Below are 26,612 nucleotides of genomic sequence, written 5' to 3' on the forward strand. Positions count from 1 at the left end.
CCGCATGCAACACTGGAGGGCCACGCGTCCCTTCGGACGGGCGTCGCCTGTGTGCGGTTGTTTCAAAAAGGGGGTAGGACATGAAGACTGAACTCGACCATCTCGCTGAACTCGCCGGCCAGGGCCGGATATCTCGGCGTGATTTTCTTGGGCGCACCGCGGCGCTGGGCATGTCGGCGGCGCTGGCAACGACGCTGGCCGGGAAAGCCTTCGCGCAGACGCCGGTCAAGGGCGGCATTCTCAAGGCCGGCCTGCAGGGCGGCGAATCGACCAACAGCCTCGATCCGGCGCTTAACCTCAGCCAGGTCACCTTCAGCTTCGGCAAGCAGTGGGGCGAATATCTGGTTCGCCTCACCCCCGACAACAGGTTGGTCAACCTGATCGCCGAGGACATCGGCGCTTCCCCGGATGCCAAGACCTGGACGATCAAGATCCGTGACGGCATCGAGTTCCACAATGGCAAGACGGTCGGCGCGGAGGATGTCGCGGCCACCATCGAGCGCCACGCCGACGAGAAGTCGAAGTCGGGCGCACTCGGCATTCTCAAAAACATCAAGGGCATCAAGGCCAAGGGCAAGGAGGTCGTCGTCACGCTTGCCGACGCCGATGCCGACTTCCCCTATCTGATGGCCGACTATCATCTCGTCATCCAGCCCAATGGCGGCAAGGACAATCCGAACGCGGGCATCAGCGCCGGCCCCTATAAGGTGACCGTCAACCAGCCCGGCGTGCGCCACGGCGGCGAGCGCTTCGCCAATTACTGGCAGGGCGACAAGGCGGGCCATGCCGACCAGGTCGAGATCGTCGTCATCAACGATGCGACGGCGCGGCTGGCGGCCCTGCAAGGCGGCCAGGTGCACATGATCAATCGCGTCGAGCCGAAGGTGGTCGATCTCGTCAAGCGCATCCCCGGCGTCAGCATCGAGAACGTTTCGGGCAAGGGCTATTACCCGTTCAACATGTTCTGCGACACCGCGCCCTTCGACAACGGCGATCTCAGGATGGCGCTCAAGCTCGCCATGGACCGCGACGAGATGCTGGAAAAGATCCTGCGCGGCTACGGTTCGGTCGGCAACGATTTCCCGATCAACGAGGCCTATCCGCTGTTTTCGGCCATCGAACAGCGCAAGTTCGATCCGGAAAAGGCGGCGGCGCTCTACAAGAAGTCGGGCCACAGCGGCTCGATCCTGCTGCGCACCTCCGACGTCGCCTTCCCCGGGGCCGTCGATGCGGCACAGCTCTATCAGCAGAGCGCCGCCAAGGCAGGCATCAAGATCGAGATCAAGCGCGAGCCTGGCGACGGCTATTGGTCGGAGGTCTGGAACAAGCAGCCTTTCTCGCTGTCTTACTGGGGCGGGCGTGCCACGCAGGACCAGATGTATTCCACCGGCTATGTGTCGAACGCCGACTGGAACGACACGCGTTTCAAGCGGCCCGAGTTCGACAAGATGCTGTTTGCAGCGCGCGGCGAGCTCGACCAGGACAAGCGCAAGGCGATCTATCACGACATGGCCGTGCTGATGCGCGACGAAGGCGGATTGATCGTGCCTTTCTTCAACCAGTTCATCGACGCCGCCACCGACAAGATCGGCGGCTTCGCCAAGAGCCCGATCGGCGAGATGATGGACGGCTACGCGCTCGCCGAATGCTGGCTGAACGCCTGACATCAAGTTCCCGCCGAAAGCGCCGCGTGTCCGTGCGACACGCGGCGTGCTCGTTCCCCCGACAATCGCATGGAGCAGCTCGTGGCGCTCAAGACCAAACTGTTGCTGATCATCCTCGACGGCGTGCCTTACCGGAACTGGCGCCGGCTGATGGGCAACCTCGAAGGCTGGGTGCAGTCGGGCGAAGCGCGGGTATGGAGGATGCGCTCGGTGCTGCCGTCGACCTCGGCCTGCTGTTATGCTTCGATCCACACCGGGGTGCCGCCGCAGGCGCATGGCATTCTTTCCAACGAGAACCGCTTCCGCGTCAGCCGGCCCGACATCTTCTCGGAGGTCACCAGGGCCGGGGGAATAACCGGCGCGGTCACCCACTCCTACTGGTCGGAGTTCTTCCGTTCCTACCCGTTCGACCTCGTCGAGGACATGGAGTATGACGAGCCGGGCGGGCCGATCACGCATGGCCGCTTCCACACCATGACCGGCTACAACGCGCGCAACCAGATGACGCCGAGCGACGTCGACCTGTTCGCCACGCTGACCATGCTGAGCAGCCGCCACGGCATCGACTACGGCATCCTGCACACTTGCACGCTGGACTCGATGGGCCACCGTTTCGGCCATGACTGTCACGAGATGGACCATGCCTGCTACGCGATGGACGGCATGCTGGCCGCTTTCCTGCCGCGCTGGCGCGACGCCGGCTATGAAGTGATCGTCACCGCCGATCACGGCCAGACCGACCGCGGCCACCATGGCGGCCATGATGAGGAGATGCAGGATTTCGCGCTGTATTATTTCGGCGGCGGCAACGGCCCAGATGCCGACACGCTGCTCGACCAATTGCAGCTGGCACCGACGGTTCTGAGCCGGCTTGGGGTGGCGATACCCGAGACGATGAAGGCGAAGCCCTTCCTGAGCTAGCTTCCCCTTCACCCACTGGCAAGGCTCATCTTCTTCGGTTAGCCTCCGCAAATTCCTTGGCGGAGGATGAACCTTTTTGAGCCGATCAGCGACAGAGCAGGCAGGAGCCAGGCGGCTCGATCGGTCATGACCGGCGCGATGGAGACCGATCGCGCGCTTGTCGAGCGGGTCGCGAAGGGCGACCGGGCCGCCGTGCGGCTCCTGTTCATGCGCCACCACGCGCGGATATACCGCTTCGTGGCGCGCCAGACGGGATCGGAAATGATGGCTGACGACATCGCGAACGAGGTGTTCCTCGAACTGTGGCGCCAGGCGCCGGGTTTCGAGGGACGTTCCGAAGTCTCGACATGGCTGCTCGGCATCGCCCGCTTCAAGGCGCTGTCCCTGTTGCGCAAGAAAAAGGAAGACTGGATCGACGACGAGGCCGCAGCCGCGGTGCCCGACGGCGCCGATACGCCCGAGATCGTTGCCATGAAGGAGGACAAGAGCACTGCCTTGCGCCGCTTCATCGATGCCTTGCCGCGCGAGCATCGCGTGGTCATCGATCTCGCCTATTATCAGGGGCAATCGGTGACCGAGATCGGCGAGGTGCTCGACATCCCGGTCGCGACCGTCAAGACCCGCATGTTTTATGCCCGCAAGAAACTCGGCGAAGCCCTCAAGGCCGCCGGTTACGACAGGGGGTGGCCATGAGCGCCGCTGAAAAGATGTCGCGCCGCGACGAAATGGAAACGTTGCTGCCGTTCTACCTGAACGGTTCGCTGGAAGGCTCGGAACTGGAGGCCGTCGAGGAATGGCTGGCCAGCGATCCGACGGCGATGGCCGCCCTTGGCGAGGCGGAGGCTGAATTCTCCAGCACCGCGGCCGCCAATGAGGCGATCCGTCCGCCGGCCGACGCGCTGAGCCGCTTTTCCAGGGCGCTCGATGCCGAGGCTGGCCCGGCGCGCGCCGCCGCCGGTTCGTCCTGGCTGGCGCAGGCCTGGGGCCGTTTCATGGCGCTGCCGGTCGGCGTCGCCTGGGCGGCGGCCGCGGCTCTGCTGGCGCTGGTCATGGTGCAGTCGTTCGTGCAGCCCGGCGGCAAGGACGGCAATTTCGAGATCGCGGGCGCGCAGGACGAGATGGCGAAGATGCCGTTCGCCCTGGTCAAGTTCAAGCCCGACGCGAAAATGTCCGACATCGCCGCCTTTCTCGGCAGCAGCGGCCTGAAGATCCTGGACGGACCGACCGCCGGGGGCGTGTTCCGGCTCGGCATTCCGGCCGCCAACGCGGCCGACTACACCAGGCAACTCGGCCTTGTTGCCGCCCAGCCTTTCACCGACACCGTGATCGAGGGAAGGAAACCGGCCGATGGCGGCTGAGGCGGTCATCCGATTCGCGGCAATCCTTGCGGCGGCGATGATGATCGCCACCGGGCTTGCGTCGGCGCAGGGCAACGACGCCAATGCCGACCGGGGAAAGATCGACTGCCGCGACGGCACCGATGCGGCAGGCGCCGGCTGTGGCAAGGACGGCGGCGACACTGGCAGCGCGGCCGGTGCCGTGTTTCTTCCCGCCCTGATCGTCGACCTGTTCCCCAATCCGGCCGCTCCCGCGGCACCGGTGCCGACGCCACGGCCGGACCCGGCGACGCCGCACGGCGGCACGCCGGCCGGACCGCCTCCGGGCGGGCCAATCGTCTCGCCGAGCGATCTCATCGCCGTTCAGCCGCCACGCGCCGTGGCCGGCGATTTCGTGCCCGACGAGGTGCTGGTGACCGTCGATGGCGATGCGGGCGCCGTGCAGCAGATCGCCGCTTCCTTTGGCCTCGATGTGCGCTCGCAGCGGCGGTCGTTTCTGCTCGGCACCACCCTTGTGCGCTTCGGTATTCCGGACGGCCGCCCCGTCGGCGTCGTGCTGGCGCAGCTTGCCGCCGACAGCCGCACGGAGCGGCGTGAACCCAACCATACCTATTCGCTTCAGCAGGCGGCGGGCATCGTCAACTATGCGTTCGAGCGCATCGCGCTCGACGCCAACCATGCGAGCGGCGAGAACGTCCGCGTCGCGGTAATCGATACCGGCGTCGACGACACCAATCCGACGCTGGCCGGGGTCATCGCCGGCCAGTTCGACGCCATGCCCGGCGTGCCGGTCAAAAAGCGCGACCACGGCACCTCAATCGACGGGCTGATCGCCGGCGTCGGCGCGCTCAGGGGCATGGCGCCCGGCGCCAGGATCTATCACGCACGCGCCTTCGAAGGCGGCAAGTCGACAATGGACGTCATCCTCGCTGCGCTCGACTGGGCGGCCGAGCAGGACGTGCGCATCATCAATATGAGTTTCGTCGGTCCGAAGAACGACCTGCTCGGCGTCGCCTGCCGCAATGCACGCGCGCTCGGCATGGTTCTGGTCGCCGCCGCCGGCAACAACGGGCCCAAGGCGCCCTATGGCTACCCGGCCGCCTTCGACGGCGTCATCGCGGTGACCGCCACCGACGCCAGGGATGGGCTGATGCCGCAGGCCAATCGCGGCGCCTATGTCTTCATCTCGGCGCCGGGCGTCGAGATGGTGGCGCCGAGCGGAGCGGGCTCGGATGTCGTCACCGGCACATCGTTCGCCGCCGCGATCGTCTCGGGCGCCATCGCCAATCTCATCCACGCCGCGCCGGACCGCTCGGCCGTCGCCATCGAAAAGGCGCTTGCCGCAACGGCCCGGGATCTCGGTTCGAAAGGGCGGGACGATGATTTCGGCTACGGGCTGCTGGACATCAAGGCCGCCGAGACGGCGAAGGAATGATCCTTGGCAACATGCTCCTAAATTCAGTCGGCTATTTGCGATGGCCGAGACGGGACGAATGCTGGACTAAACATCTAGAGGGCCGGACCCAACCGAACGGCGCTTCCATCATAGAAGCGTGACAGCCGAAAGCGGCTGAGATCATGCCCACTCGCGTTACCCTGAATCAGGTCGGAAACGACGCGACCGATTCCAGGTCCGATACCGAAGCCGTGACCACTCATTCCCGTCGCCACGAAAAGACCGACGACTGCCCGGGCGTGATCCACGACGGGGACGACATCGGGCATGGCGTCAATCATGCCTCCCCAGCCTGCCTTCAAGCGAACTGTTTCGAACTGTGGAAAAAGGCGTCTGAAATTGCGCTCTACAGAACGGAGGCCGGAGCGTTCAGCGGCCGGGTTGAGCACCCGCATTCTTTCGAAAGGACTCTGGGAATCCGGGGTCCAATCGCGCGGGGTCGACCAGCTATCAGGGTAACCCGATGGAGCGCACGGAAAGTAGCGGGTTCCGAGCGGATTGGCCATGAGGGCGGGAAGATACTTGGTGGCGTGCCGGAATGCGTCAGGCCCCAGGTAAAGCAAATTACTACCTCCCGGGGCGAGCGTGTATCCGCCATCCTGTCGGCGCCTGAAAGCGATGTGTTCGTCCGCTGCCGCACCTGCATAGATTTCAGGCATAGGCTCCGTTGCGGCTACGGTTACCCTGACGCTGAGTTGGGGGATGGAGACGCCGTGTCTTCTCAGGAACAGCGACGACCAGGCGCCGCCCGCGACCAGTACGCTGGAGGTTTCAATGTATCCCGCCTCGGTCCACACTCCTCTGATCCTGCCAGCTGAGATTTCGAGGGTTCGCGCTGCGCAATTCTCTATGATCTTGGCGCCTTTTCGGACGGCAAGACGAGCAAGCGCAGGCACCGCCAACCAAGGCTCCGCACGCATGTCGGAGGGCGTCGTCATCGCGCCCTTGAACTTGCGCGACATGCCCTTGATGAGTTTCGCGGTTTCGTCTGCGTCCAGGAGGCGAGTGTCGAGCCCATGGATCGCGGCGATCTTCATGAATTCTTCGAAACCGGCCATGTCCTTGTCGGAGTTCGCCAGATAGGTCACACCTGTCTGGTCCAGCCCGATGTCTTCGCCGCATTCCTCAGCCAGTTGCCGCCATAGGCGAAAAGCCTCGATGACAATTGGCAGTTCATCTGCGTCGCGCCCCTGCTTTCGAATCCAGCCCCAATTTCGGGACGATTGTTCGGCCGCAACGCGGCCTTTTTCCAGCAGCGTGACCGGAATGTTCCGCTCCGCCAGGAAAAGAGCCGTCGTTACGCCGATAATGCCGCCACCAATGATGACCACCTCCGAACGCTTCGGCGGTGGGCCAGGATGTTGGATTGGATCCATTTCGGAGAACGGGAATATGGGCAAGTGGGCATCCAGGAGGGCTGGTTGATGGCTTCGGCTTACTGGTTGCCACCCTCTAAAAGCCAAAGCAAGCGCGGTGCAGGCAGACCACTATCCATGACACTGCAATCGATCTTCCGGCAACGCCCGCAAGCGGTCGAACTCGGCCCCTCGGAGCGATTGGCTCTAACCCTAGGCAGGCGCTCCGGCAACCGACCCCCTGATCACCAGGTCGACCGGCCAGACCTCGCCGCGCGGGCCCTCTTCCAGGCCCGATATCCGTGCGGCCAGACGCTCGGCGATGCGGGCGCCGGCGAGCCGGATCGAGGAGCGCGTCGTCGACAGCGGTACGGAGAAATTCTCCGGCTTCAGCCATGGGAAGACGTCGTCATGTGCAATTAATGAGATGTCGCCGGGGATGCTCAGGCCGAGGTCGCGCACGGCGCGCACGACGCCGAGCGCCATGATCAGGCTGGAGCAGGCGATCGCGGTCGGCGCGCCGTCCTGTTCGAGCAGGCGCCGGGCGGCGCGATAGCCGTTCTCCTCGGTCATGGCAACGGAGCAGACATGGCGGTCGCCCAAGGTCAGGCCGCTCGCGGCGAGCGCCCGGCGCACGCCTCGCTCGCGATGCACGGCGAAGGTTTCGCGGTCATCGCCATTGATCAGCGCCAGCCGCCGGTGGCCGAGCTGGACGAGCAGCCGTGCCGCCTCGTGAAAGGCGCCCTCATTGTCGATGTCGAGATAGGGATAATCGAAATCGAAACCTTCGCTGCGGCCATGGATGATGAAGGGTATGCCGAGCGTGTTGACCAGCGCCACGCGCCGGTCGGCCGGCGTCGGCGAGGAGATGTAGACGGCGTCGACCTGGCGGTTGGCGACGATGCGCCGGTAAGTCGTCTCCTGGTCGTCGGCGTCGGCGGGAGACAGCACCAGGTCGAGCTCGTGCGAGCGCGCATAATCGCCAAGGCCGGACAGGAATTCGACGAAGTGCGGGTCGATGTCGACGGCAGCACCCGTCGGCAAGACATAGCCGATCATTCCGGACTTGCCGGTCGCAAGCCGGCGTGCGCTCGGATTGGGGCGATAGCCATGGCGCTTGGCGGCGTCCATGACGCGCCGGCGCGTCTCTTCGTTGACCTCGGGATAGCCGTTCAGCGCCCGGCTTACCGTGGTCTGCGAAAGCGCCAGCATGTGCGCGAGTTGCTTCAGGTTCACGAGAGGCCTCCATGCCTCAAAGCGCTTTTAAATTGAATCGACCCAAGCCCTGCGGCAGGCCCGGCATGTCATGGCGACCATAGGCAGGCTTGGTGCAGGTTTGAAACATAAATTGCTGCTGCACTGCCAAAAAAGCATGCTGCAGCGCGATTTTCCAGGCGCCAGACTCCGGAATTAAATCGATTAAGTTACCACGCCTCTTGACTTCTGGACGATTCAATGGCGAGATCGAAATAGCCAAAGCGCTTTGGAAGACTCTTCGAAAGGTTGCGGTTCCTTTCCGACTGAGTCACAGTCCTGCGGCGTCGGCGGGCGGAATGGAGGTTCCGTCCGGTGTTTGTGACCCACTGGGAGGGAATACCGATGAAGAAAATGCTTTTGCTGGGCGCCGCGCTTGCCGTGCTCGCCCTCGGCGCGCCCGCGCAGGCCGAACTGAAGTTCAAGCCGGGCGAGGACAAGCGTTTCAACTGGGCAAACTACGAAGAACTCAAGAAAGTCGACCTCAAGGGCGAGACCCTGTCGATCTTCGGGCCATGGCGCGGCGAGGACGAGACCCTGGTGCGCGGCGTACTCGATTATTTCTCGGAAGCCACCGGCGCCGAGATCAAATATTCCTCCTCGGAAAATTACGAGCAGCAGATCGTCATCGACACGCAGGCCGGCAGCCCGCCCAACATCGCCGTTCTGCCGCAACCCGGCCTGATCCAGGACCTTGCTTCCAAGGGTCTCTTGACGCCGCTCGGCGACGACACCGCCAAATGGGTCAAGGACAATTACGGCGCCGGCCAGTCATGGGTCGACCTCGGCACCTTCAAGGACAAGGACGGCAAGCCGGGCTTCTTCGCCTTCCCCTACAAGGCCGACGTGAAGTCGCTGGTCTGGTACTCGCCGGACAATTTCGAGGAAGCCGGCTACAAGGTACCGAAGACGCAGGAAGAACTCGCCGACCTCGAGAAGAAGATTATCGCCGACGGCGGCACGCCATGGTGCATCGGGCTCGGCTCGGGCGGCGCCACCGGCTGGCCGGCGACGGACTGGGTGGAAGACCTGATGCTGCGCACGCAGTCTCCGGAAACCTACGACAAATGGGTGAAGAACGAGATCCCGTTCAACGACCCGGCCGTGGTCAATGCAATCAACATCTTCGGCAAGATCGCGACCGACGACAAGATGGTCGATGGCGGCGCCAAGGCGGTCGCGGCGACCGATTTCCGCGACAGCCCCAAGGGCCTCTTCGCGGTGCCGCCGAAATGCTACCTGCACCATCAGGCGTCGTTCATCCCGACTTTCTTCCCGGAAGGCACGAAAATCGGCCAGGACGCGGACTTCTTCTACTTTCCGCCCTATGCGTCCAAGCCCGAACTCGGCACTCCCGTGCTCGGCGCCGGAACGCTGGCGATGATCACCAAGGACTCGAAGGCCGCCCGCGCGTTCATCGAATTCCTTAAGATGCCGCTGGCCCATGAGATCTGGATGGCCGAAGGCGGTTTCGTGACGCCGTTCAAGGCGGTCAACAAGGATGCCTATGCCAGCGATGCGCTGCGCAAGCAGGGCGAGATCCTGGCCAATGCCTCGACTTTCCGTTTCGACGGGTCGGACTTGATGCCGGGCAAGATCGGCGCCGGCGCCTTCTGGACCGGCATGATCGACCTGGTCGGCGGCAAGTCGGCGCAGGACGTCGCCACCGACATCCAGAAGAGCTGGGACGCGATCAAGTAAGAGCCGCACCCGCGGAGGCCTAGGCTTCCACCTCCCGAGCGGATCCGGGCCAGTTGGCCCGGATCCGACCGGCCCCATCGCAACATCCCAGCCCGGCCAACCGGGACGGGTCAGATCCAGTCGTGACAGCGTAGACATTCCGGCATGCGGCGGGCACGGAGCCACACGCTTCCCTGCCTGCCCGCGCTCAACAACGAGATCGGCGCGCGGCGCAATCGCAAGGATCGTTTCCATCCTGGCGGGTCGTGCAGGGAGAGGGACCCATGGCGGCTCAGATTTTCTCGGCCATATTCGTCATCATCATCGGCGTCGGCGGCTGCGTCGCCTATTTCTGGGGCGCCAACAAACTGCTCGATGTCACCTTTCCCTCGCGCGGCGTCTCGGGTGCCGCCGCCGTCGACAATCTGCGCCGGCAAGGGCTGATCCGGCCCTGGCTGTTCGTCGGTCCGGCGATGATCATCCTGACCATCTATCTCATCTATCCGGTGGTCGAGACGCTGCGGCTGTCCTTCCTCGATCGCGGCGGCGCCAATTTCGTCGGCCTGGCCAATTATCAATGGGCTTTCGGCGACCGCGAGTTTCGCAATTCGATCCTCAACAATGTGCTCTGGCTGGCCGTAGTGCCCGCCGCCTGTACCTTCCTTGGCCTGATCATCGCCGTGCTTACCGACAAGATCTGGTGGGGCACGATCGCCAAGAGCCTGATCTTCCTGCCGCTGGCGATCTCCTTCGTCGGCGCCAGCGTCATCTGGAAATTCATTTATGAGTATCGCGGCGAAGGCCAGACGCAGATCGGAATCCTGAACGCCATCATCCAGCATTTCGGCGGCCAGCCGCAGGTCTGGATATCGCTGCCGTTCTGGAACAATTTCTTCCTGATGGTGATCCTGATCTGGATCCAGACCGGCTTTGCCATGGTCATCCTGTCTTCGGCGCTGCGCGGCATTCCGGAAGAGACGCTGGAAGCCGCCGTCATCGACGGTGCCAATCCGTTCCAGATCTTCTGGAAAATCATGGTGCCGCAGATTTGGGGCACCATCGCCGTGGTCTGGACCACAATCACCATCCTGGTGCTCAAGGTATTCGACATTGTCCTGACCATGACCAACGGCCAATGGAACAGCCAGGTGCTGGCCAATCTGATGTTCGACTGGATGTTCCGTGGCGGCGGTGATTTCGGCCGCGGCGCGACAATCGCCATCATCATCATGATCGCGGTCATTCCGATCATGGTCTGGAACATACGCCAGGCCAACAAAGAGACGGGAGGACATTGAGATGACCGTCGCGACCGGAAACTCCTTCGCCAGCCGCTTCGGCGTTCACATCGCCGTGCTGGTCTTCGTTGCGATCTGGACCATGCCGACGCTCGGCATCCTGGTATCGTCGCTGCGCGACAAGGACCAGATCATCGCCTCGGGCTGGTGGAACTCGTTCGCAAGTTCGACCCAGACCGAAGCTGGACGCCTGCCGCCCGCCTCGGCGCAGGTCGAGAAGGACGGCAAGTTCGTCCTCCAGGGCAACATTTTCGGCGATGGCGCCAAGCGCGAGATCAGCGCCTTCGGCGTCAAGTCGGCGGCACCGACACAATATCCGGCCGGCACATCGGCCGATCTCGGCGATGGCGTTACCTTGCAGCTCAATGCCGACGGCAGCTTCGTCATGACCTCGCCCAAGGCGTTCGAGGGCGACCGCGGCCAGCGCGTCTACTATGCCTCCTCGGCGCCGCCGAAATTCACCACCGACAATTACAGGACCGTGCTGTTTTCGGAAGGCATCGGCCGCTCCTTCATGAACTCGCTGACCGTCACTATCCCGGCGACCGTCATCCCGATCCTCATCGCCGCCTTTGCGGCTTACGCTCTGGCCTGGATGCGCTTTCCCGGGCGCGCGCTTCTGATCGCGGTCATCATCGGCCTGCTGGTGGTGCCGCTGCAGATGTCGCTGATCCCGCTGTTGAAGCTCTATAACGGCGTCGGCGCCTTCTTCGGCGTGCCCTCCAAGACCTATCTCGGCATCTGGCTGGCGCATACCGGCTTCGGACTGCCCTTCGCCATCTACCTCTTGCGGAGCTACATTGCCGGCCTGCCGCGCGAGATCATGGAATCGGCGCGCATCGACGGCGCCAGCGATTTCGAGATATTCGTCAAGATCGTGCTGCCGCTGTCATTTCCCGTGCTGGCGTCCTTCGCCATCTTCCAGTTCCTGTGGGTATGGAACGATCTCCTGGTGGCGATGGTTTTCCTTGGCACGGAGGCGGATCAGATCGTGCTGACCGCCAAGCTCAATGCCTTGCTCGGCTCGCGTGGCGGCGACTGGGAGATCCTGACGACGTCGGCTTTCGTGACCATCATCGTGCCGCTGATCGTGTTCTTCTCTTTGCAGCGCTATTTCGTCCGCGGGCTGCTCGCAGGCTCGGTGAAAGGAGGCTGAAACCATGCAATCCGCTTTGAAAGCCAGTTCGAGGCCCGATCTCGCCGTCGATAGCGACTGGTGGCGAGGTGCCGTGATCTACCAGATCTATCCGCGCAGCTACCAGGACTCGAATGGCGACGGCATCGGCGACCTCAAGGGGATCATCGGGCGGCTGCCCTATATCGCCGCGCTCGGCGCGGACGCCATCTGGATCTCGCCCTTCTTCAAATCGCCGATGAAGGATTTCGGCTACGACGTCTCGGATTACTGCGACGTCGACCCGATGTTCGGCACGCTGGCCGATTTCGACGCGCTGACGGCGGAGGCGCACAGGCTGGGGCTGAAGGTGATGATCGACGAGGTGCTGTCGCACACCGCCGACATCCATCCCTGGTTCAGGGAAAGCCGATCGAACCGCAGTAATCCGAAAGCCGACTGGTACGTCTGGGCCGATCCCAGGCCGGACGGCACGCCGCCCAACAACTGGCTGTCGATCTTCGGCGGATCGGCCTGGCAATGGGACACCAGCCGCCAGCAATATTACCTGCACAACTTTCTCGCGGAACAGCCGGACCTCAATTTCCACAACGGCGAAGTCCAGGACGCGCTGCTCGACGTGACCCGCTTCTGGCTGGAGCGCGGTGTCGACGGGTTCCGCCTCGACACCATCAATTTCTACTTCCACAGCCAGGGGCTGGAAAACAACCCGCCGTTGCCGCCGGAGCAGCGCAACGACCAGACCGCACCCGCGGTCAATCCCTACAACTACCAAGACCACATCTACGACAAGAGCCGTCCGGAGAACCTCGGCTTCCTCGAACGCTTCCGCGCCCTGCTCGACGAATATCCGGCAACGGCCGCGGTCGGCGAGGTCGGCGATTCACAGCGCGGACTGGACGTTGTCGCGGCCTATACAGCCGGCGGCAAGCGCGTGCACATGTGCTATTCCTTCGACTTCCTGGCGCCGGAAAAGATCAGCGCCGCCAAGGTCCGTTCGGTGCTGGAAACCTTCGGCAAGGTTGCCAGCGACGGCTGGTCGTGTTGGGCCTTCTCAAACCATGACGTGATGCGCCCGGCCTCGCGCTGGGCCGCCAACGAAGCCGACCCGACCGCCTATCTCAAGGTTATCTCGGCATTGCTGATGTCCTTGCGCGGCTCGGTCTGCATCTATCAGGGCGAGGAACTGGGGCTCGGCGAAGCCGAATTGCGGTTCGAGGATCTGCAAGATCCCTACGGCATCCGTTTCTGGCCGGAATTCAAGGGCCGCGACGGCTGCCGCACGCCGATGGTGTGGGACGGCAGCGCCAGGAATGGCGGCTTCTCCCAGGCAAAGCCGTGGTTGCCGGTGCCGGCCAAGCACCTGTCGCAAGCCGTCAATGTCCAGCAAGGCGACGAGCATTCGCTGCTCGAACACTACCGACGCTTTCTCGGCTTCCGCCGTGCCCATCCGGCGTTGGCCAAGGGCGATATCAATTTCATCGAAAGCCAGGGCGACACTGTCGCCTTCACGCGCCGCGCGGGCAACGAGCAGATCGTCTGCGTCTTCAACCTGGGATCCGGGCCAGCGGAGGTTGACCTTGGCGGTCGATCGCTGCAACCTTTGCCCGGACACGGATTTTCGGGACAGCAGAGCTCCGGCTCCATCCGCCTCGGCGGCTACGGCGCCTGGTTCGGGCGCATCGACTGAATTCTAGGGACCACTGGAGGGAAACATGGCCGATGTCACGCTGAGGCAAGTGAAGAAATCATACGGCAATCTCAACATTCTGCACGGCATCGACCTCGACATCAAATCGGGCGAGTTCATCGTCTTCGTCGGGCCGTCGGGTTGCGGCAAGTCGACATTGCTGCGCTCGATCGCAGGGCTCGAGGAGATCACCTCGGGCGAGCTCAGAATAGCCGGCGAGGTGGTCAACGACGTGCCGCCGTCGAAACGCGGCATCGCCATGGTGTTCCAGTCCTACGCGCTCTATCCGCATATGACGGTCTACGACAACATGGCGTTCTCGATGAAGATCGGGAAGGAAAGCAAGGCCGAGATAGACAAGCGCGTGCGCCAGGCGGCAGAGATCCTGCAGCTGACCAACTATCTCGACCGCCTGCCCAAGGCGATGTCGGGAGGCCAGCGCCAGCGCGTGGCCATCGGGCGCGCCATCGTGCGCAACCCGAAGGTGTTCCTGTTCGACGAACCGCTGTCGAACCTCGACGCCGCGCTACGCGTCGCCACCCGCATCGAGATCGCCAAGCTCAAGGAATCGATGCCCAACACCACCATGATCTATGTCACCCACGACCAGGTCGAGGCGATGACGCTGGCCGACCGCATCGTGGTGCTGAAGGAGGGCCATATCGAGCAGGTCGGCACGCCGATGGAACTCTACAAGAAACCCGGCAATCTGTTCGTTGCTCAGTTCATCGGCTCGCCGGCCATGAACATCCTGCCGGCGACCATCGACAAATCGGGCAATCCGACCGTCATCAGTCATGTCGGCGGCCGCAAGGCTACGGTGCCGATCGCGACGCCGGCCTCGGCCAAGGGCGCGTCGGTGAGCTTCGGCGTGCGGCCGGAGGACCTGACGATCGCCGGCGGCACGGACTATCTGTTCGAAGGAACGGTGGATTATGTCGAGCAGCTCGGCGAGGTGCAACTCGTCTATGTCGACATCGGCCGCGCCGACCTGCCGCTGGTGACCAAGCTGCCGGGCAATGTCGAGGTCAAGCGCGGGGCGACGCTGCGGCTGAGCGCCGACGCCGGAGACCTTCATATCTTCGACGCGGATGGCCGATCCTTCGCGCTGCACGAGACGGAAGCGAAAGCGGCCTGAGAGCAGGCCATGAATTAATTGCCGGTCACGCAAAAAAGGAGCGGCGGGCAAAGCCCGCCGCTCCTGTTTGGTGTCAGCTTCGGCTGTTAGTGGCCGAAGAGATTCCGGTCACTGCCCTGAGGGGCGGACTTGTGTTCATCGCCCGACGAATTGAGCAGCTTGTAGACCGGCGAGCCGCTGTCGCGGATCGAAGCCGTGTGCGCATTGTCGACCGAGGTGACGGCAGGCTGGTTGGCGCCATTGGAGCCATAGTTGTCGCTGCTGGCAAAAGCGCTGCCCGAAACGGCCAGGACGGCGGCGGCAGCAAGGATGATCTTTTTCATTTCAAGTCTCCTGAATTCTCAAATTCCACCGCAGAGGCGGGCTTGCCCGCCATCTGCTGCAGGATCGGCTGTTAGTTGTTGCCGAAGAGGTTACGGTCGGCACCCTGAACAGGTGCCTGGGCAGCCGGAGCCGACGTCTTGGTCGAAGCGGTGTATGAGCTGTCCGTCGAAGTGGCCGCGGGCTGGTTGGCGCCATTGGAGCCATAGTTGTCGCTGCCGGCGAAAGCGCTGCCCGACACGGCCAGGACGGCGGCGGCAGCAAGAGCGATCTTCTTCATTTCAAGTCTCCTGAATTCTCAAATTTCGCCAGGACGGCGGAAGGCCCGCCGTCAACTGGAGATCGGCTGTTAGTTGTTGCCGAAGAGGTTGCGATCGGCACCCTGGACAGGCGTCTGGGCAGCCGGTTCCGACTTCTTGGTCGAAGCGGTGTACGAGCTGTCGACGGCGGTGGCCGCAGGGGCATTCGAACCATAATGGTCGCTACTAGCGAAGGCGCTGCCGGAAACAGCCAGAAGGGCGGCGGCAGTGAGAATGATCTTTTTCATTTTTTGATACTCCAGTATTTTTCCGTCCGTCTAGCGGCGTGTCTTGGGAGGAAATCGCGTCGTTCGGACAGCCCCGATGTGGGAAAGCCATACCGCCATTTCCAATCACGAAGTTTTTCCGTGTGGACCAAGTTTCCACCACTTGAAATTGTGCCAGAGCCTTCTACATTCGTTTTTTCCATTTGTTATCAAATAGTTATTCTAACAGACGGCGCGATCACCAACTGTGTCGAAGGCCCAGTGTTCACACCGTCCTGCACGCATCGTCAACAGAAACGAACCGTTCGGTTCGATTTTAGAGGGCGCTAACAGTCACTTTTCGAAACCGTTAACCTTTTTTGCCTCCGCCACGAGACGGAATCCGAGGCGGCGACCTGAGGCTTTCTGCCCTGCAACGGCGGCCGCGCCGTTTCCAATGCGTGTCGCGCGGCATGGATGCGATGTCGTTTTCATGCCGACGACAAGTCGGCGATCATGGTTAGATCCTGCCATCTCAGGTGCCGCCGCGTGACGACGAGGCGGAGAATTGGGAAGCCGGTCAGAATCCGGCGCTGCCCCCGCAACGGTGGTGGAGTTCAGGTCGCAACGGGAGACCACTGGGCAAAGGCCTGGGAAGGTGTCGCGACAGTCCGCAAGGACAGCTCCAGAGCCCGGAAACCAGCCCGAGATGTTGGACTCGACTGATCGCGGCGGGCGGTCAAGAGGCGGATGGTGCATGTCCGGCGCAAGCCGGCGCGCGGCTTGATCCTTCCTCTCTCCCCTCCGTTCAGTCCTTCGATGCGAGGACAGGACTTCAATGCGAGGACAGGACATGGATGCGCGCAACGACATGCTGAAACGGCTGCAAGGCCGCAGGGACGGCTTCTCGCTCGAGCAGCCCTTCTATACCGATCCCGACTACTTCAAGCTCGACATGGAGCTGATCTGGTACCGCGACTGGCTGTTCATCGGCCATGATTGCGAACTGCCCCGGCCCGGCAGCTTCATCACCGTGCAGATCGGCGACTATCCTGTGGTGCTGGTGCGTGACCAGAAGGGCAACATCAACGCCTTCCACAATTCTTGCCGCCATCGCGGCAGCCGCGTCTGCAACACAGACAAGGGCACGGCGGCGAAGCTCGTCTGCCCCTACCATCAGTGGACCTATGAACTGGACGGCAGGCTGCTGTTCGCCAGGCAGATGGCCGAGGGTTTCGACAAGAGCCAGTTCGGCCTGAAGCCGGTCGCCTGCGAAAGCGTCGGCGGCTACATCTTCATTTGCCTCGCCGACGAGCCGGCGGATTTCGCGCCGATGCGGACGATGATCGAACCCTATTTGCTGCCGCATCGGCTGCGCGAAGCAAAGGTCGCCTTCGAGAGCACCATCGTCGAGAAGGGCAATTGGAAGCTGGTCTGGGAAAACAACCGCGAATGCTATCATTGCGCCGGCAACCATCCGGAGCTCTGCAAGACCTTCCCGGAGGCGCCGACCGTGACTGGCGTGCAAGACGCCGACAGCGACCCGGAGATGCTGGTGCACTGGGCCAAGTGCGAGGCGGCAGGCCTGCCGAGCAGGTTCCGCATCGACCCGGCCGGACAGTACCGTGCCACCCGCGCGCCGCTGCTGCGCGATGCCGTCAGTTATACGATGACGGGAAAACGCGCGGTCAAGAAGAACCTGTCCGACGGCGTTGGCACCGACCGCATCGGCTCCTTGCTGCTCTATCACTATCCGACGACCTGGAACCACATCCTCGGCGACCACGCCGTCACGTTCCGCGTGCTGCCGATCAGCGCCACCGAGACTGCGGTGACGACCAAATGGCTGGTTCACAAGGACGCGGTCGAGGGCGTCGACTACGACCTCGCCGAACTCACCCATGTCTGGACCGAGACCAACGGCCAGGATCGTCGCATCGTCGAGGAAAACGCCTTCGGCATCCTGTCGCCGGCCTATGAACCCGGCCCCTATTCCGAACTGCACGAAGGCGGCGTCATCCAGTTCGTCGACTGGTACGCGCGTTTCATCGGTCCGCGCCTCGCCGAAGACGGCCGGCCGGCCCTGCGCAGCGTTGCTTGAGAGGTGAGGGATGAATGCGATGACGGATCTCGGCCTCTATCGCCATCTCGATCAGATGGCGCCCTGGAACGACAGGCTCCAGGTGCTGGAAGTGATCGGCGTGAGCGACGAGGCGCCTGATGTAAAGACTTTCACCTTCCGCTCCGACAACCAGACCTGGTTCCGCTACAAGCCGGGCCAGTTCGTGACGCTGGAACTGCCGACAGCGGATCGGTTGCTGATGCGCACCTACACGCTGTCGTCTTCGCCTTCACGGCCATTCTCGATCGCGGTGACGGTGAAGGCGCAGGCCGGCAGCACCGGCACACGCTGGATGTTCGACCATTTGAGGCCTGGTTCGCACGTCAAGGCGTATGGGCCGGCCGGAGACTTTTCGCTGCACAGCCACCCGGCGGCCAAATATCTGTTCATCTCGGCCGGCTCCGGCGTGACGCCGATGATGTCGATGCTGCGCTGGCTGAATGACTGCGCGCCATGGACCGATGTCGGCTTCGTCAACTGCGCACGCCGCCCCGAAGAGATCATCTTCCGCAAGGAGCTGGAATTGCTCGGCAGCCGCATGCCCGGCCTGTCGCTCGGTTTCATGATCGAGGAGCGGTCGAGCCGGGAAGGCTGGTTCGGCCATATGGGCCGCATCGACGCCATCCGGCTGCCGCTTCTGGCGCCCGATTTCCGAGAGCGCGAAATCTTCTGCTGCGGCCCCGACCCCTTCATGCGTGCCGTGCGCGGCATGCTCGAAGCCGCCGGCTTCGACATGGCGAGATACCATCAGGAGAGCTTTGCAGCGCCGCTGGTGGAGGAAATCCCGGCGCCGTTCGCCTCGCCGACTGGAGACGGCGCAGCCATTCCTGTCGAAGCCGCGACGCCGATCCGGTTCTCGATTTCGGATGTCGATGCCGCATGCGTCGCCGGCCAGACGGTGCTGCAGACGGCGCGCGCCTCGGGAGTCAGAATCCCCGCCGCGTGCGAATTCGGCCTGTGCGGAACCTGCAAGGTCAAGAAGCTCTCGGGCGAGGTCGAGATGAGCCACAATGGCGGCATCCTCGATCACGAGATCGAGGATGGCTTCATTCTCGCCTGCTGCTCCAAGCCGCTTTCGGCGCTTGAGATCGAGGCGTGACCGGCGGCTGGCTGCGAGCCTCCGACGCCGCTTAGTGAGCGTCGCCTGAGTCCGTTTCGCTGCGACACGCTTTTGGAGCGAAATCCGACGGCCATTCAGGGAGTGATCAGCTTCACAGAAGGGAAATAAGTCCGGTAGCGGCCGATATCACGCGTCAGCAGCGGAAGGCGTCCGACGGCTGCGTGGGCGCCGATGAAAAAGTCAGGCAGTACGCCGGTCCTGGATCCTCCCGATCTGCGATATTGTGTAAATGCTTTTCCGGCAAGGAAGAGGGCTGCTCTTGGCATCGGAACCATTTCTAGACCGGCCGCCTCGACAAACGCCTCCAGATCCTCGATGCGTGCGTAGCGGACGGCAAGCTCGGCATAGACCGCATCATTGATCAACAACGGCCCATCGAGGCTCGCTGCCTCGAGATGGGCGACCGACCAATCCGCCCAGCTCGGATCGTCCGTAACAACGTCGAGCAGAACGTTGGTGTCGACGAGCGTCACCGTTCGGAACGCGTCAGCGCCATGATCGCGTCGGTCGTGAGCCCCTCGCCGGCATGGCCTCGCAACCTGGCGAAGCGGCTCGCCGGCTGCTTTTTGTCAGCACGGGTCAGCACCACGCTGCCATCGGCAGCGCGCCGGAAGTCGACCTTGCTTCCCGGGACGATCTCCAAGAGATCGCGAACCGGTTTGGGGATGGTCACTTGTCCCTTCGCTGTAACGGTCGTCGCCATCTTCGTTCCTCGGTAATACCATGTCTTCCGAAGGTATTACCTTGCGGTTCGAATTTCAAGGCCTGAAGCGTCAATCCCCGGCCGGGGGGCGGGCTCGTCGACCGACAAGCCCGCCATCCCTGCATTCATGTCAACGCGATGTCTCAGCCATTGGCGAAGGGCACGGCGACATAGATCTGGGCATCGCCTCGTTCCACCAGCAGCAGCACCGATTTGCGGCCTGACTTGCCGGCCTGCGCGATCGCCTGCGTGGCCTGCCTGGCGCTCTTCACCGGCATCTGGTTGACGGCGATAATGATGTCGCCGGGCTGGACGCCGGAAGCCGCCGCCGCCTTGTTGGGATTGACCGCGGCGACCACCGCGCCACGCTGGTTGTCGGGGAGGTTCATCTGCTGGCGAATATCGGGCGTGATGTCCATCAGGCCGAGCCCGATCGCCGGCAGGCGGGCGCCCTGCCCGTTTCCCGGCGCGCCGGAATCACCAGATACCGACGCGGTCTGCGCATCGTCGCCATTGCGGCCGACGTCGACGGAAAGCTGCATGGTTTTGCCATTGCGCCAGACGTCGAGCGTTTCCTTCTTGCCGGGCGAGACATCGGCGACGGCACGCGACAGGTCCTTGGGATCCTTTATCTCCTGGCCGGCGAAGCCGGTGATGAGGTCCCCCGTCTGGATGCCGGCCGCGGCCGCCGGCGAGCCCTCGGTGACCGAGGAGACCAATGCGCCGCCGGGGTGATCGAGACCTATGGCACTGGCAACGTCCGGGGTCACCGGCTGGATCTGGACGCCAAGATAGCCGTATTCGATTTCGCCGCCCTTCATCAGCTTGGCGACCACCTTTTGCGCCTGGTCGGACGGAATGGCGAAGCCAACGCCGACGCTGCCGCCATTCGGCGAATAGATCGCGGTGTTGATGCCCACGACGTTGCCGCTCACATCGACCAGCGGACCGCCAGAGTTGCCGTGGTTGATCGGCGCATCGATCTGGATGAAATCGTCGAACGGCCCGCTGTGGAGATCGCGGCCGCGCGCCGAGACGATACCTGAGGTGACCGTGGTGCCGATGCCGAACGGATTGCCGAAGGCCAGCACTTGATCGCCCGGCATCAACTTATCAGAATCTCCCCATTTTACCGTCGGCAGGGGCTTGTCGGCCTTGATCTTGATCACCGCAAGGTCGTTCTTGGCGTCGCGGCCGACCAGCTTGGCGGGAAGCTCTGAACCGTCGTCAAGCGTCACCTTGATCGAGCTCGCGCCGTCGATGACATGGTTGTTGGTGACGATGGTGCCGTCGGCGCCGACGATAAAGCCGGATCCGAGCGCTTCGGCGCGCTGCGACTGCTGCGGCGGCGCTTTCGGCCCGGGCATGCCCTGGTCGCCGAAGAACTGGCGGAAATAATCGTCGAAAGGCGAGCCGCCGCCGTCCAGGGGCGAGGCATCGCTCATGGCGTCCGGTTGCCCCTTCATGACGGTCGTAACCGTCACCACGGCCGGCTTGTCGGCTGCCACGATGGGGGCAAAGGAGCCGTTCGGGGCCGCTACGCCGGCTACGGGGGTCTGTGTCGTACCGACGGCGTTGTGGACCTCGTTCGGGCTTTCGGCGAAGGAGGCCACGATGGGAGAGATGATCAGCGCAGCGCCCAGCAGGGCCGCGACGCGATGTCTACGAAGAATGCTTATGGGTGACATGGTCGTTCTGTCCGGGCGAGAGTTGAACCTGGGCCGCGGATGGTTCGGGGGAAAACACCCGTCGGCTGTCGACAGCCGGATTGCCTGTCTCGCCGCGCATGGCAGCCGGCCGGATCGACAAACCAGCATCTAGGGCGCGGATTGGCCCGATTTAGGGTTTTCGGGCGACCTTACGAAGATTTAATTTTAGAGCCGGCTTATGGACCAGCCGCTCGGCTGAGATAGGCCGAGGCGATCTCGCGCATGCGCTCGCCGTCGAAACTCGGGCCGTGACCGCCATGGCCGATGCGGATCGGCAGGTCGAGCAGACGCCGCATGGTGAGGCAATAGGCCGACTTGTCGGAGTCTGGCAGGTCGTCGATCAGCCGGTCGTCATAGATGGCGTCGCCGCTGAAGAACAGGCCGTCTGCTTCGTCGAACAGCGCGATCGAATCCGGCGAATGCCCGGGCAGATGCAGCACGCGGAAGCGGCGGTCGCCGAGATCGACGACATCACCCTCGTCGAGGGTGCGCGTCAGCGGCGCTGGCGGGATCTTGTAATCCGCAGCCTTCCAGCCCGGTGCCGGCAGTCGCGAGACGGCGCCGTCGAGGTCGTGGAACATGTAGGCGTAGGTCGCCGCCTCATCCATGTTCTCGAACTGCGCGGCACTCACCCTGGGTCCCGCGCGCAGCGCGAATTCATGCAGCGAGCCGACATGATCGAGATGGATGTGGGTGGCGACGACGATGAGCGGTTTGCCGGCCCGGGTTTCGATCTCCGGCGCCAGCGGGCAGATGCCCATGCCGGTATCGACCAAAAGGTCGGCGTCGCGGCCGGTGAGATGCCAGATGTTGGCGCGCACATAGTCATGCACGAACGGCTCGGTCAGCATCGTCGTCTTCTCGTCGACGATGCTCCTGCTGAACCAGTTCTCCATCAGAAGCGGCCCGGCATCAAGCGTGAGCCCGGCATCAGGTGTGAGCCTCGCATCAGGTGTGATCCTGGAATCAAGTATGGTCCCGACATCAGACGAAGGGCTTTCCGACCTTGTATTTTTCCGGCACCAGCCGCTTCAGGTAAGCCATGCCGGCGTCGGACAGATGGTTGGCGTCCGGCTTCATGAAGTTCTCGGGCATGTGACGGGTCTTGCCGGCCACGTTCTTCAGCGGCACCTTCTTCAGCACGGTTTTGGTGCCGTCATATTGCAGCGCCACGGAGCCGCCGCCCTGTTCGGCCACGGTGACCGCGAAAGCTCCCGCGTCGAACGCCTCCTGCGCGTCGACGGCGCTGATGGCGCCGACATAGCCGCGCGGCATGTAGCCCAGCGCATCGACGCGGGCGCGCTTGCCCGGCAGCCCTTCGGCGAGCGCCCGCTCGAGTGCCGCCGGCAGGTCGCTGCCCGATAGCTTGACATTGCCATGCTGGTCGCGCTCCAGCTTCTCGGGCGGGACCAGGCTTTCAACCAGCGCCTTGCCGTCGGCGGTGCTCACCCCTTCCGAAACGGCGACGATGCAGCGCTTGTGGCGGTCGAGCGTGGCGCGCACGTCCTCGATGAAGGCTGTGGCCGAGAACGGCCGCTCCGGCACGTAGACGAGATGCGGACCACTGTCGGGATCGAGCTGCCAAGCCGCGGCCGCGGCCGTGAGGAAGCCGGCGTGCCGGCCCATGACGATGCCGACATAGATGCCGGGCAGAGCGCGGAAATCGAGATCGACGGACAGGAAAGCGCCGGCGACGAACTCGGCCGCCGAGATGAAACCCGGCGTGTGGTCGTTCTCCTCGAGATCATTGTCGATGGTTTTGGGCGCATGCACGAACGCGATCTTGCCCCCGGCGGCATCGGTCAGGATCTGCTGCGTGCCCGACGTGTCATTGCCGCCGATATAGATGAAGGCATCCGCGCCGGCCTTCTTCAGGCCGTCGAGGACGACCTCGCAATAGGCTGCATCCGGTTTGTCGCGCGTCGAGCCAAGGGCCGCGCTCGGCGTTCCGGCGATCAGCCGCAGGCGGTCTTCCGGGACGGCGGAGAGGTCGATATAATTGCCGTCGCGGATACCGCGCACGCCGTGGATGGAGCCCAGGACCTTGGCGCCGAGATGCCGCTTGCGGATCTCCAGCGTCGCCCCGACCACGGTCTGGTTGATGACGGCCGTCGGGCCGCCGCCCTGCGCGATGACGAAAGTTCCGGCCATTGGTGAATTCTCCCGGGCGATTGGATTTCAGGCACCTTCGCCTGTCTTTGGCCATCGCGCAACGGCAGAAACGACCGGCCGCGCCAGCGGCCGCAAGGTGAGGCTTGGGCTAGACGACGACGACCGGGTTCTTCTTGGAAACGCGGCTGTAGAGGTCGATGATGTCCTGGTTGATCAGGCGCACACAGCCCGACGACATGGCCTGGCCGATGCTCCACCATTCGGGCGAGCCATGGATGCGGTAGCCGGTGTCCTTGCCGTCCTGATAGATGTAGAGAGCACGCGCCCCGAGCGGGTTGGTGAGGCCGCCGGGCTGGCCGCCCTGCCATTTTACCAATTCCGGCTTGCGGGCGATCATTTCCGGCGGCGGGGTCCAGGTCGGCCATTCCCGTCCGTACTGGATGTTGGCGCGGCCGGACCAGCGGAAGCCGTCCTTGCCGATGCCGACCCCGTAGCGGATGGCGTCGCCCCCCGGCTGGACGAGATAGAGCATGCGCTCACTGAGATGAACGACGATGGTGCCGGGCGCTTCGCCCGTCTGGTCGACGACGATCTGGCGACGGAATTCCGGCTTGATCTTGAGGTAGGGCACCTCGGGCACATTGAAGCCGCCGTCGCTCAGGGATGCGTACATCAGGTCGGGACTGGTGATGTTCTTGTCGACGCTGATGCTCGGCCGGATCGGCCGCAGCGAACCGGTGACCGTGTCGTCCAGCTCGAGCGCCGGCAGGCCGCCGCCCGAAGTCGAGCAGCCGGCGGCGCCAAGCAAGGCCAACGCCCCTGCCCCGGATAAAACGGCGCGGCGGGAGAGAAGACTGTCGGTTTCGATTGCGTCGCCGTTTCGCGGCGGCGTCAGACTTTGCGGCAACTCACGCATGTACCCAAACCCTACGCTGTCGGCGGGAAGCACGGTCCGGCCGGATGACGGGCATTTTCATCATTCATGGTTGATAAAGCGTGAAGGCCTTGCGCTGCCTGCATTTGCGAACAGGCTGGGCGCCATTGCGCCCTCTCCGGTATCGCCAACCAGCGTGCCCTGCACGAAATCACCTCGGGCGGGTCATAGTCCCGGCGCCAGCGTGTCAAAAGCGGGGGCCTCCATGTGCAAGACCTGAAAGATCAACCTCGAGCTTCTCGCCGAGATCGTGAACCTGTCGGGCGGCTCGACTGACGCCGAACTGCCGTTGGCGGGGGTAGAAACAAACCGCTTTACATTCTCCTGGACCGAAGGATTTATCCTCTTCTTTGAGCTCAAAGGAGACGAGCATGTCCTTCGAAAACTGGGCCGCCTTCGCTTCCGCGTCGACCATCCTCCTAGTCATTCCGGGACCGACCATCCTTCTGGTCGTGTCCTATGCCCTCGGCCAGGGATGGCGCACCGCACTGCCGATGGCTGTCGGCGTGGCGCTGGGCGACTTCACGGCGATGACCTTGTCCATGCTGGGCATCGGCGCCCTGCTGGCAGCTTCGGCCACCGTCTTCACGATCCTGAAGCTGATCGGCGCTGCCTATCTGGTCTATCTCGGCGTAAAACTGTTCCGGGCCGGCGGCGCGCTCAAGGCCGAGCCGCGCACCGATGCCGTGTCCTCCGCCAGGATGATGGGGCATGCCTGGCTGGTCACCGCGCTCAACCCGAAAAGCATCACCTTCTTCGTCGCTTTCCTGCCGCAGTTTCTGGACCGGCACGCCGATTTCTGGACGCAGATGCTGATCTTCGAGACGACCTTCCTGGCGCTCGCCTTCGCCAACGCCTTCGGCTACGCACTGATCGCGTCGCGAGCGCGCAACCTTGTGCGCAACCCCAGGGCGATCCGCGTCTTCAACCGCACCGGCGGCACGCTGCTGGTTGGCGCCGGCATCGCCACAGTGGCGATGCGTTCAGGGAATTGAACAAGGGGAATTCGCTCAACGCACAGCGTTATCGCTGCCCCTCACCTGCCTGCCGGCGGATGAGGGGCGGCGTCGACTTTACGCACGAAAACAGCGCCAGCTTCGCCGTCTCACCACTTGATGCTGACGCCGAGATTGCCCTCAAGGATGCGCCGCTTGTCACCGCCGAGATTGGTGGTGTAGTCGCCGGTGGCGAAGAGGCTGACCTTGTCCGTCACCTTGGCGGTCACGCCGCCGCCGAATTCGAACGAGGTCGAGCGGCTTTCGGTCGAGATGTCGGTGGTGTCGAAGTTGACGTGATCCGTGCCACCGGAACCGTGCCAGAGATTGGCCTTGAGGTAAGGTTGCAGCACGGTGCCGTTCAATGTCGTCTCGCCCTGCAGGCGCAGGCCGAGGCGTCCGGTGACGTTGTCGTCGAGATCGAAGAAAACCGACGCGAAGCGATCCTCGGCATCGTCGAGCGATAGATGCTGCCAAATCAGTTGCGCCTGCGGTTCGAGCGTCCAGCCTTGCGCCAGCGCGATCGGGTAGCCCCCTTCCAGCGAAGCGGTGACGCCGGTTCCCTTGACATCGATGCCGATGTCGCGGGTCGAGGTCGCATCGCCGCTGAAAAAAGTGGCCATGACGACCCCGTCCAGGTACCAGCCCCCGGGACCGATACGGGTCCAGTAGCCGCCGACGCTGGTGCCGCCGAGATCGATGTCGCCGACGCCCAGATCGTTCTGCCCCAGCGCCTGGCCGCGCACATCGCCGTTCATGGTGGCATAGGCGATGAACAGGCCGGCACGATCGACGCCACCTGAAGCGGTTTCCTGGCCAAACACGTCGAAGCCGCCCTGGAACCCGAACAAGGTGCCGTCGAACGACGGCGAAACCGTTCCCGACCAGCCCATCTTCGCGTCCTGGCCGAAGATACGGCCCCAGACCGGAGAGAGTTCGGTGTTTGACAACAGGCTCTGTTCGCCTCGCCGTTCATGGAAAGTACCAAGTGTCGTCATCGCCAGATGCTCGGCCACCGGCAGAACCGCCGAATAGACCGGGACCTCGACACGGTAGAGCAGGATCTCCTCCCCTGCCGCGGGCGTCGGAAGATCGGGCACCGCAGTCGGGACGGGCGGGGGCGGCGGTGGCGGATCAGCCGCCGGTGCCGCCGGCGGCTGATC

26 protein-coding genes and 1 riboswitch are annotated in these 26,612 nt (G+C 63.5%); of the genes, 13 read left to right on the forward strand and 13 right to left on the reverse strand.

Annotated elements, in window-relative coordinates:
* Positions 1-80: 80 nt before the first annotated feature.
* The 5 genes from FJ946_RS15525 (at position 81) to FJ946_RS15545 (ending at position 5,357) form a co-directional block, all read left to right on the forward strand.
* Positions 81-1,664, forward strand: a complete 1,584-nt coding sequence (locus FJ946_RS15525) for an ABC transporter substrate-binding protein (RefSeq protein ID WP_140567857.1) — start codon at positions 81-83, stop codon at positions 1,662-1,664.
* Positions 1,665-1,733: 69 nt separating this feature from the next.
* Positions 1,734-2,585 carry an alkaline phosphatase family protein gene (locus FJ946_RS15530; protein ID WP_181167429.1) on the forward strand — a complete coding sequence of 284 codons (852 nt, stop codon included), beginning with the start codon at positions 1,734-1,736 and terminating at the stop codon, positions 2,583-2,585.
* Between the two features lie 126 nt (positions 2,586-2,711).
* Positions 2,712-3,278: a sigma-70 family RNA polymerase sigma factor gene (locus tag FJ946_RS15535; protein WP_140512795.1), complete on the forward strand. Its 567-nt coding sequence runs from the start codon at positions 2,712-2,714 to the stop codon at positions 3,276-3,278.
* Positions 3,275-3,943 carry an anti-sigma factor gene (locus FJ946_RS15540; protein ID WP_140558770.1) on the forward strand — a complete coding sequence of 223 codons (669 nt, stop codon included), beginning with the start codon at positions 3,275-3,277 and terminating at the stop codon, positions 3,941-3,943. Before FJ946_RS15535 ends, FJ946_RS15540 begins: the two co-directional genes overlap by 4 nt.
* A complete protein-coding gene (locus tag FJ946_RS15545; protein ID WP_140567863.1) occupies positions 3,933-5,357 on the forward strand; it encodes a S8 family serine peptidase in 1,425 nt (474 codons plus the stop codon). Before FJ946_RS15540 ends, FJ946_RS15545 begins: the two co-directional genes overlap by 11 nt.
* A 74-nt stretch (positions 5,358-5,431) precedes the next feature.
* On the opposite strand, the gene FJ946_RS15550 is transcribed toward FJ946_RS15545, so the two are convergent.
* From FJ946_RS15550 to FJ946_RS15560, 3 genes are all read right to left on the reverse strand, one after another.
* Entirely contained in the window at positions 5,432-6,778 is a 1,347-nt protein-coding gene (locus FJ946_RS15550) for an FAD-binding oxidoreductase (RefSeq protein WP_140501202.1), read from the reverse strand.
* 168 nt (positions 6,779-6,946) lie between these two features.
* Complete coding sequence (locus FJ946_RS15555) at positions 6,947-7,969, reverse strand: substrate-binding domain-containing protein (protein WP_140501204.1); 1,023 nt, start codon at positions 7,967-7,969, stop codon at positions 6,947-6,949.
* 16 nt (positions 7,970-7,985) lie between these two features.
* Positions 7,986-8,210, reverse strand: coding sequence for a hypothetical protein (locus FJ946_RS15560; RefSeq protein ID WP_140512791.1), 225 nt, complete (start codon positions 8,208-8,210; stop codon positions 7,986-7,988).
* Between the two features lie 122 nt (positions 8,211-8,332).
* On the opposite strand from FJ946_RS15560, the gene FJ946_RS15565 reads away from it, so the two are divergent.
* From FJ946_RS15565 to ugpC, 5 genes are all read left to right on the forward strand, one after another.
* A complete protein-coding gene (locus FJ946_RS15565) occupies positions 8,333-9,688 on the forward strand; it encodes an ABC transporter substrate-binding protein (RefSeq protein WP_140567866.1) in 1,356 nt (451 codons plus the stop codon).
* A gap of 263 nt (positions 9,689-9,951) precedes the next feature.
* Positions 9,952-10,965, forward strand: coding sequence for a sugar ABC transporter permease (locus FJ946_RS15570; protein WP_140501210.1), 1,014 nt, complete (start codon positions 9,952-9,954; stop codon positions 10,963-10,965).
* 1 nt (position 10,966) lies between these two features.
* Positions 10,967-12,121: a carbohydrate ABC transporter permease gene (locus FJ946_RS15575; protein ID WP_140501212.1), complete on the forward strand. Its 1,155-nt coding sequence runs from the start codon at positions 10,967-10,969 to the stop codon at positions 12,119-12,121.
* A gap of 4 nt (positions 12,122-12,125) precedes the next feature.
* A complete protein-coding gene (locus FJ946_RS15580; protein ID WP_140567869.1) occupies positions 12,126-13,790 on the forward strand; it encodes an alpha-glucosidase in 1,665 nt (554 codons plus the stop codon).
* A gap of 25 nt (positions 13,791-13,815) precedes the next feature.
* Positions 13,816-14,928, forward strand: coding sequence for a sn-glycerol-3-phosphate ABC transporter ATP-binding protein UgpC (gene ugpC, locus FJ946_RS15585; protein WP_140501216.1), 1,113 nt, complete (start codon positions 13,816-13,818; stop codon positions 14,926-14,928).
* An 86-nt stretch (positions 14,929-15,014) separates the two neighbouring features.
* Here the strand turns inward: ugpC and FJ946_RS15590 are convergent, their stop codons facing one another.
* The 3 genes from FJ946_RS15590 to FJ946_RS15600 form a co-directional block, all read right to left on the reverse strand.
* The gene (locus FJ946_RS15590; protein WP_140512784.1) at positions 15,015-15,251 is read right to left on the reverse strand and encodes a DUF680 domain-containing protein; all 237 of its coding nucleotides are present in this window, start codon (positions 15,249-15,251) and stop codon (positions 15,015-15,017) included.
* Positions 15,252-15,322: 71 nt separating this feature from the next.
* Positions 15,323-15,529 carry a DUF680 domain-containing protein gene (locus FJ946_RS15595; RefSeq protein ID WP_140559804.1) on the reverse strand — a complete coding sequence of 69 codons (207 nt, stop codon included), beginning with the start codon at positions 15,527-15,529 and terminating at the stop codon, positions 15,323-15,325.
* A gap of 69 nt (positions 15,530-15,598) precedes the next feature.
* Positions 15,599-15,796: a DUF680 domain-containing protein gene (locus tag FJ946_RS15600; protein ID WP_140501224.1), complete on the reverse strand. Its 198-nt coding sequence runs from the start codon at positions 15,794-15,796 to the stop codon at positions 15,599-15,601.
* A 478-nt stretch (positions 15,797-16,274) separates the two neighbouring features.
* Positions 16,275-16,477, forward strand: a riboswitch (cobalamin riboswitch).
* Positions 16,478-16,607: 130 nt separating this feature from the next.
* Here FJ946_RS15600 and FJ946_RS15605 point away from each other — a divergent pair.
* Together FJ946_RS15605 and FJ946_RS15610 are read left to right on the forward strand one after the other, a co-directional pair.
* Positions 16,608-17,855, forward strand: a complete 1,248-nt coding sequence (locus tag FJ946_RS15605) for an aromatic ring-hydroxylating dioxygenase subunit alpha (protein WP_140567898.1) — start codon at positions 16,608-16,610, stop codon at positions 17,853-17,855.
* Between the two features lie 19 nt (positions 17,856-17,874).
* Entirely contained in the window at positions 17,875-18,975 is a 1,101-nt protein-coding gene (locus FJ946_RS15610; RefSeq protein ID WP_140567874.1) for a hybrid-cluster NAD(P)-dependent oxidoreductase, read from the forward strand.
* 95 nt (positions 18,976-19,070) lie between these two features.
* Here the strand turns inward: FJ946_RS15610 and FJ946_RS15615 are convergent, their stop codons facing one another.
* The 6 genes from FJ946_RS15615 to FJ946_RS15640 all read right to left on the reverse strand — a co-directional run bounded on the left by FJ946_RS15615 (position 19,071) and on the right by FJ946_RS15640 (position 24,436).
* On the reverse strand, positions 19,071-19,469 hold the full coding sequence (locus tag FJ946_RS15615; protein WP_140567877.1) for a type II toxin-antitoxin system VapC family toxin: 399 nt from the start codon (positions 19,467-19,469) through the stop codon (positions 19,071-19,073).
* Positions 19,466-19,699 (reverse strand): AbrB/MazE/SpoVT family DNA-binding domain-containing protein, encoded by a 234-nt coding sequence (locus FJ946_RS15620; protein WP_140501232.1) that lies wholly within the window; start codon positions 19,697-19,699, stop codon positions 19,466-19,468. Before FJ946_RS15620 ends, FJ946_RS15615 begins: the two co-directional genes overlap by 4 nt.
* Positions 19,700-19,842: 143 nt before the next feature.
* Positions 19,843-21,387 carry a DegQ family serine endoprotease gene (locus FJ946_RS15625; protein ID WP_140558907.1) on the reverse strand — a complete coding sequence of 515 codons (1,545 nt, stop codon included), beginning with the start codon at positions 21,385-21,387 and terminating at the stop codon, positions 19,843-19,845.
* A gap of 197 nt (positions 21,388-21,584) precedes the next feature.
* Positions 21,585-22,304, reverse strand: a complete 720-nt coding sequence (locus FJ946_RS15630) for an MBL fold metallo-hydrolase (RefSeq protein WP_140501235.1) — start codon at positions 22,302-22,304, stop codon at positions 21,585-21,587.
* Between the two features lie 88 nt (positions 22,305-22,392).
* Positions 22,393-23,559, reverse strand: a complete 1,167-nt coding sequence (locus FJ946_RS15635) for a diphosphate--fructose-6-phosphate 1-phosphotransferase (protein WP_140567880.1) — start codon at positions 23,557-23,559, stop codon at positions 22,393-22,395.
* 109 nt (positions 23,560-23,668) lie between these two features.
* Positions 23,669-24,436: a L,D-transpeptidase gene (locus tag FJ946_RS15640; protein ID WP_140567883.1), complete on the reverse strand. Its 768-nt coding sequence runs from the start codon at positions 24,434-24,436 to the stop codon at positions 23,669-23,671.
* A 389-nt stretch (positions 24,437-24,825) separates the two neighbouring features.
* Between FJ946_RS15640 and FJ946_RS15645 the strand changes: the two genes are divergently transcribed.
* On the forward strand, positions 24,826-25,449 hold the full coding sequence (locus tag FJ946_RS15645) for a LysE family translocator (RefSeq protein WP_140567885.1): 624 nt from the start codon (positions 24,826-24,828) through the stop codon (positions 25,447-25,449).
* A 110-nt stretch (positions 25,450-25,559) separates the two neighbouring features.
* Here the strand turns inward: FJ946_RS15645 and FJ946_RS15650 are convergent.
* Positions 25,560-26,612, reverse strand: a 1,053-nt coding sequence (locus tag FJ946_RS15650; RefSeq protein WP_140732242.1) for an autotransporter outer membrane beta-barrel domain-containing protein, incomplete at its 5' end; no start/stop codon positions are given.

This window comes from Mesorhizobium sp. B2-4-7, from assembly GCF_006442685.1.
GTDB lineage: Bacteria > Pseudomonadota > Alphaproteobacteria > Rhizobiales > Rhizobiaceae > Mesorhizobium.